The 6,288-nt window shown below is 71.4% G+C and carries 7 protein-coding genes; 4 read left to right on the top strand and 3 right to left on the bottom strand.

Features of this window, described 5'->3' with window-relative positions:
- Nucleotides 1-1,378 (bottom strand): amidase (locus FE256_RS17285; protein WP_138178115.1); only part of this gene is annotated, 1,378 nt, incomplete at its 3' end.
- Between the two features lie 39 nt (nt 1,379-1,417).
- Between FE256_RS17285 and FE256_RS17280 the strand changes: the two genes are divergently transcribed.
- A complete protein-coding gene (locus FE256_RS17280; protein ID WP_138178113.1) occupies nt 1,418-1,825 on the top strand; it encodes a phage holin family protein in 408 nt (135 codons plus the stop codon).
- 5 nt (nt 1,826-1,830) lie between these two features.
- On the opposite strand, the gene epsC is transcribed toward FE256_RS17280, so the two are convergent.
- A complete protein-coding gene (gene epsC / locus FE256_RS17275; RefSeq protein WP_138178111.1) occupies nt 1,831-2,400 on the bottom strand; it encodes a serine O-acetyltransferase EpsC in 570 nt (189 codons plus the stop codon).
- 1 nt (nt 2,401) lies between these two features.
- Nucleotides 2,402-3,340, bottom strand: a complete 939-nt coding sequence (gene cysK, locus FE256_RS17270) for a cysteine synthase A (protein ID WP_138178109.1) — start codon at nt 3,338-3,340, stop codon at nt 2,402-2,404.
- A gap of 99 nt (nt 3,341-3,439) precedes the next feature.
- Between cysK and prmC the strand changes: the two genes are divergently transcribed.
- Genes prmC through FE256_RS17255 form a run of 3 tightly spaced genes read left to right on the top strand, consistent with a single transcriptional unit; the run spans nt 3,440 to nt 6,276 of the window.
- Entirely contained in the window at nt 3,440-4,324 is an 885-nt protein-coding gene (gene prmC / locus FE256_RS17265) for a peptide chain release factor N(5)-glutamine methyltransferase (RefSeq protein WP_138178107.1), read from the top strand.
- Between the two features lie 39 nt (nt 4,325-4,363).
- The gene (locus FE256_RS17260; protein WP_138178106.1) at nt 4,364-5,104 is read left to right on the top strand and encodes an L-threonylcarbamoyladenylate synthase; all 741 of its coding nucleotides are present in this window, start codon (nt 4,364-4,366) and stop codon (nt 5,102-5,104) included.
- On the top strand, nt 5,101-6,276 hold the full coding sequence (locus FE256_RS17255) for an MraY family glycosyltransferase (RefSeq protein WP_138178104.1): 1,176 nt from the start codon (nt 5,101-5,103) through the stop codon (nt 6,274-6,276). Before FE256_RS17260 ends, FE256_RS17255 begins: the two co-directional genes overlap by 4 nt.
- The last annotated feature ends 12 nt before the right edge of the window (nt 6,277-6,288 follow it).

Genomic DNA, 6,288 nt, shown 5'->3' with positions numbered 1-6,288 from the left:
GCAACGGGCCGCGGAGTCCCTCGAGCTGCGTCGCGAGCGCGAGCAGCGTCGCCTCGCCGCCCGGTCGGCCGATCAGCTGCACCGAGACGGGGTGTCCCGCGGCATCCGTCGTCACCGGCAACGTGAGGGCGGGGAGCCCCGCGACGTTGACGAAGCTCGAGTACGGCGCGTACTCGACCTGCATCGCGAACGTGCGTTCCGGGTCGTGGCCGGCGTACCACCCGACGGGCCGCGGTGATTGCGCCAGCGCGGGCGTGAGCACGGCATCGAACGCGGCGAAGTCGGCGATCGTCCGTCGCTCGAACGCGCGTGCCGCCGACAGCCCACCGAGCAGGTCGACGGCCGACAGTGCCCGGCCCTCACGGACGAGCCAGGCGGTGAGCGGCTCCACGAGCGTCATGTCCTCGTCGCTCAAGGGGATGCGCGCCGCGCTGGCGCGCCACAGCACGCGGAACAGTGACGCGTAGCCGACCGGATGCCACTCGGCATCCGTCACCCCGTGCCCGGCGTCGGCGAGCCATGTCGCGGCCGTGTCGAACGCGGTGCGTGCGTCGGCGTCCAGCACGATGTCCTCGTCGTCGTCCCACGGCGACTCGGTGGTGATGCCGACGCGCAGCGAACCGGGCTCGCGGCGTGCTGCTGCGAGGAACGGGCCCGTTCCGGGTGGCGCGGTGGCGTACGACAGCGGCGCCAGTCCCACGAGTGCGTCCAGCAGCAGTGCCGCGTCGGCGGCGGTGCGGGCGATGGGCCCGTTCACCGCGAGACCATCGGGCGAGTCGAAGCCGGAACCGATCGGCAGGCGTCCCCGCGACGGCTTCAGCCCCACGACCCCGACCGTCGCCGACGGGATGCGGATCGACCCGCCGCCGTCCGATCCGATCGCGGCCGGAAGCAGCCCCGCAGCCACGGCGACCGCCGCACCGCCGCTGGATCCGCCCGCACCGGCCGATGTCCGCCAGGGGTCGCGGGCGGGGGAGTGGATGAGGGGTTCGGTGAAGCCGGTCAGCCCGAACTCCGACGTGCTCGTCTTGCCGAGGCTCACCGCGCCGGCGGCATCCATCGCCTCGGCGAGAGGGTCGGATGCCACGGGCACGAGGTCTGCGCGGGCGCGTGAGCCGTAGCGGGTGGCGACCCCGGTGCGGGCGACGAGGTCCTTCTCGGCCGACGGCACACCCCACAGCGGGCCGCCGGAGGCGCCGGATTCGAGCACGGCCGCGCGCTCGAGAGCGGCGCTGCGCGTGACCTCGGCGAAGGCGCCCAGGTCGGCGAACCGGCGGATGCGATCGAGGTAGTGGTCGGCCAGTTCGGTGGGAGAGAGCTCTCCCCGTCGCAGGCCCTCGACCTGGGCGAGGAGCGACAGATCGTGGAGGGCGGGCATGGATCGAGCCTACGGCCGGCGTTCCGCTAGCCTCGCACCATGAAGATCCGGCTGCTGCGTGTGCTCGTCTATCTGGCCTCGGCCGCCGCGGGTCTCGTGCTCGCCGACCTTCTCGTCGACGGGTTCCGCATCTCGTGGCTCGACTGGTGGGGGTTCCTCGTGGCGATCGTGGTCTTCGCGATCGTCCAGAGCATCGCGACGCCGGTGGCGACGGGTCTCGCGGAGAAGCACGCACCGCTCCTGCTCGGCGGCATCGGCATCATCGCGACGTTCGTGTCGCTGCTCGTGGTGGCGTTCCTGCCGTCCGCGGGCATCCGGATCACGACCGCCGGAGCCTGGCTCCTCGCACCGCTCGTGGTGTGGATCGTCTCGGCGATCGTGACGTGGGTGCTGACGGTGGTGCTGATCGACCGCCGGTCGCGGGCCACCGCGCCCGCGAAGGGCTGATCGGATCAGATCCAGTACTCGGGTGTGGTGAGCAGGGCGCGGGTGTCCTCGCTCGCCCGCCGCGCGCGCGGCTTGGCAGGCACTCCGACCAAGACGCTCTCCGGCGGCGCGTCGCGGGTCACCACGGCATTCGCGCCGACGAGGCTGTGCGCGCCGATCGTGATCGGGCCGAGGATCTTGGCTCCCGCTCCCACCGCGACGCCGTCGTGCAGCGTGGGGTGGCGCTTGCCGCCCTCGCGCTGACGGCCGCCGAGGGTGACCCCGTGGTACAGCATCACGTCGTCGCCGACCTCGGCCGTCTCACCGATCACGACACCCATGCCGTGATCGATGAAGAAACGGCGGCCGATGGTCGCGCCGGGATGGATCTCGATGCCCGTCAACCAGCGCGAGACCTGCGAGATCGCCCGAGCAGGGAACCGCAGGCCGCGCAGCCACAGGCGGTTCGCCACGCGATACGACCACACCGCGTGCAGCCCCGGGTACAACAGGGCGATCTCGATCCCGCCCCTCGCCGCGGGATCGCGGAGTTTGGCGGCGGCGACGTCTTCGCGGAGGCGGGAGAAGACCCCCACGTCAGTCTTCGCGCAGGTGCTCGTACAGAGCGGTGGAGAGGTACCGCTCGCCGTACGAGGGGATGATCACGACGATGTTCTTGCCGGCGGCCTCGGGGCGACGCGCGATCTCGAGCGCCGCCCAGATCGCGGCACCCGAGGACATCCCGACCAGGATGCCGTCCTTGGCCGCGGTCTCGCGGGCGAGGCGGATGGCGTCGTCGAACTCGACGTCGATGACCTCGTCGATGATGTCGCGGTCGAGGATCGCGGGGACGAAGTTGGGTCCGATGCCCTGGATCTTGTGCGGACCGGGGTGCCCCTTGGTGAGGATGGGGGAGTCGGCCGGCTCGACGGCGACGACCTTCACGCCGGGGACGCGCTCCTTGAGCACCTGGCCCACACCCGTGATGGTGCCGCCCGTTCCGATGCCGGCGACGAAGTAGTCGACCTTGCCGTCGGTGTCGCGCAGGATCTCCTCGGCCGTGGTCTTGCGGTGGATGGCGGGGTTGGCCTCGTTCTCGAACTGACGGGCCCACACGGCGCCCGGCGTCTCGGCGACGATGCGCTTGGCCTCGTCGACCGCGTGCGACATGCCCTTAGTGGGGTCGGTGAGCACGAGCTCGGCACCGAAGGCCTTGAGCAGGATGCGGCGTTCCTTCGACATCGAGGCGGGCATCGTCAGGATGACCTTGTACCCGCGCGCCGCGCCGACCATCGCGAGAGCGATGCCGGTGTTGCCGCTCGTGGACTCCACGAGGGTGCCGCCGGGCTTCAGTTCGCCCGAGGCCTCGGCCGCGTCGACGATCGCGATGCCGAGACGGTCCTTCACGCTCGATGCCGGGTTGTAGAACTCGAGCTTGGCCAGGATCTGGCCCCCGGCTCCCTCGGCCACGCGATTCAGGCGCACCAGGGGGGTGTCGCCGAACGCGGAGGTGATGTCGGAGTGGATGCCGGGCATGGCTCGCCTTTCGCCGTCGGTCGGATCGCGACAATCCTAGGCGAGCGCGAGTGGGTGGGGTCCGTGTGTGACGCTCCACGACTAGGCTCGACTCCCGTCATGCCCGAGACCGTTCCCACCCCGCAGCCCGCCGTCGCCGGCATCGTCCGCGACACCGCCGCACGCTTCGCCGCCGCCGGCATCCCCGACCCGCAGGTCGACGCCGAGCTCCTCGTCGCCCACGTGCTCGGCACGTCTCGCGGCGGAGTGCAGGCCGCCGCGATCCGCGGCGACCGTCTCCCCGCGGAGGCCGGCGCCGCCCTGGCGCCCCTCGTCGACCGCCGCTGCGCGCGCGAGCCGCTCCAGCACCTCACGGGCCTCGCGCCCTTCCGTTCGATGGAACTCGCGGTGGGTCCGGGCGTCTTCGTCCCGCGTCCCGAGACCGAGATGGTGGCGCAGCTCGCGATCGACGCCCTGGGCGCATCGGCATCCGCGTCTCCGATCGCGGTCGACCTCGGCACCGGCAGCGGGGCGATCGCCCTGGCCCTGGCCACCGAGATGCCGCACGCGCGGGTCTTCGCGGCCGAGAACTCCGTCGAGGCCTTCATCTGGGCGAAGGAGAACGCCGCCCGTATCGGGGCCGCGAACCTCTCGCTCGCCTTCGTCGACCTCGCCGAGGCCTTCCCCGAGCTGGACGGCACGGTCTCGGTCGTGGCATCCAACCCTCCCTACGTCCCGGACGACGCGATCCCGCGCGATCCCGAGGTGCGGCTGTTCGACCCGCCGGCCGCGCTCTACGGCGGGCCGGACGGGCTGGATGCCGTGCGCGTGCTCAGCCGCGTCGGTCTGCGCCTCGCGCACCCCGGGGGCACGATCGTCATCGAGCACGGGGAGTGGCAGGGGAGCGCGATCCGCGAGATCCTCGCCGCCGACGGATGGCGGGCGGCGGCGACGCATCCCGATCTCACCACTCGCGACCGGGCCACGACCGCGATCCGTCCCTGACCGCGCGTCGCGCTCGGCGTCGGTAGACTGTCGCGCGACATGTCACCCGTCTACGACTGCCGTGACGAGTCGCAACTGCTCTCCGGGATGCGCCACGCGCGCCAGGCGATCAGTCGAGGCGAACTCGTCGTGCTCCCCACCGACACCGTCTACGGAATCGCCGCGGACGCGTTCAACGCGCGCGCCGTCGCGGGCCTGCTCGAGGCGAAAGGGCGCGGTCGTCAGCAGCCGCCGCCGGTGCTCGTGCCCGGTGTGGGCACGTTGCGCGCCCTCGCGGCCGAGATCCCGCCCGCCGTCGACGACCTCGTGCACACCTTCTGGCCGGGCGGTCTGACGATCGTGCTGCCCGCCCAGCCGTCGCTGTCGTGGGATCTCGGCGACACCCACGGCACCGTCGCCGTCCGCATGCCGGCGCAGAACCTCACGCTCGAATTGCTCGAAGAGACCGGCCCCCTGGCGGTGTCCAGTGCCAACCGCACCGGCATGCCCGCTGCGGTGAGCATCGACGAAGCCCGCGACATGCTGGGCGACAGCGTCGCGGTGTATCTCGACGCCGGCGCCAGCGAGTGGGGCTTCGCCTCCACGATCGTGGACGCCACGACCTTGGTCGGCGGAGCCGAGCCGCGGGTGCGAGTGCTCCGCGAGGGCACCGTGTCGCGCGCACGACTTCGCGAGGTGCTCGGCGACCTGCTCGAGCCCGACCCCGAGTCGGACGCCCCCTCGGGCGCCCCGTCGCCGACGGCGAGTACCGCCCCGGATGCCGAGGCCCCCGGGCCGTGACCCAGTATCTCCTCACCATCCTGTTCACGGCCGCGGTGACTCTCGCGCTGTCGTGGGTGGTGTGGAAGCTCGCGCTGCGTTTCAAGCTGTATCCCGGCATCCGGGATCGCGACGTGCACAAGACGCCGACGCCGCGCCTGGGCGGGGTCGCGATGTTCCTGGGCGTCGTCGCCGCGTTCGCGTTGTCGAGCCGCAACCCCTACTTCTCGATCTTCTGGACCGACCCCGTCCCGGTGCTGTCGTTGCTGGGCGCGGTGCTCCTCATCGTCCTCGTGGGTGTCGCCGACGATCTGTGGGACCTGGACTGGATGATCAAGCTCGGCGCGCAGTTCGTCGCCGCCGGCATCATCGCGTGGTTCGCGCAGCTGCAGATCCTGTCGCTGCCGATCGGCGCTCTCACGGTCGGCTCGGGGTGGGTGAGCTTCCTGCTCACGGTGTTCGCGCTCGTGGTCGTCATGAACGCCGTCAACTTCATCGACGGACTGAACGGCCTGGTCGCCGGGGTGTGCCTCATCGCGAACGGCGTCTTCTTCGCCTACTCGTACCTCCTCGTCCGCGACACGGGGGCGAGCACGTACTTCAACCTCGCGTCGTTCATCGCCGCCGTGCTGGTGGGCGCGTGCCTGGGCTTCCTGCCCATGAACTGGACGCCCGCGAAGCTGTTCATGGGGGATGCCGGTGCCCTCATGCTCGGCCTGCTCATGGCCAGTTCGGCGATCGCCATCACCGGTCAGCTCGACCCCGCGGTCCTCGATCCCGAGAAGATCGGTCGCTCGCAGCTCCTCGGCGCGTTCATCCCGATCCTGCTGCCGGTGGTGATCGTGCTCCTGCCGCTGCTGGACTTCGGCCTCGCCGTGGCCCGGCGGCAATGGGCGGGGCGTTCGCCGTTCTCGCCCGACCGCAAGCACCTGCACCATCGCATGCTCGACATGGGGCACAGCGACCGCGACGCGGTCCTCATCTTCTACGCCTGGACGGCGGTGGTGAGCCTGGCGTTCCTGCTGATGTACATCGGCACGCAGCAGAGCTGGCCCGGCGACTATCTGATCGGCATCGCCTTCGGCGTCGTCGGTGTCGCGGCGTGCCTCGTCCTGACCATCCTTCCCTCGCATCGACTCCTGCGCCGGCGAGCCCGCCGCGCCCAGCCCAGCCCCCCGGAGATCTCCGCATGAGCACCGCTTCCC

The sequence above is a fragment of the Microbacterium sp. 5K110 genome, assembly GCF_005774735.1.
In the GTDB taxonomy this organism is placed as follows: domain Bacteria; phylum Actinomycetota; class Actinomycetes; order Actinomycetales; family Microbacteriaceae; genus Microbacterium.
The sequence above is the reverse complement of the archived record's forward strand: the minus strand, read 5'-3'. Positions and strand labels throughout refer to the sequence as shown.

Excerpts from the sequence above, each read along its gene's own strand:
- prmC (WP_138178107.1), top strand. The coding sequence starts at position 3,440 with ATGCCCGAGACCGTTCCCACCCCGCAGCCCGCCGTCGCCGGCATCGTC.
- FE256_RS17260 (WP_138178106.1), top strand. The coding sequence starts at position 4,364 with ATGTCACCCGTCTACGACTGCCGTGACGAGTCGCAACTGCTCTCCGGG.
- cysK (WP_138178109.1), bottom strand. The coding sequence starts at position 3,340 with ATGCCCGGCATCCACTCCGACATCACCTCCGCGTTCGGCGACACCCCC.
- FE256_RS17280 (WP_138178113.1), top strand. The coding sequence starts at position 1,418 with ATGAAGATCCGGCTGCTGCGTGTGCTCGTCTATCTGGCCTCGGCCGCC.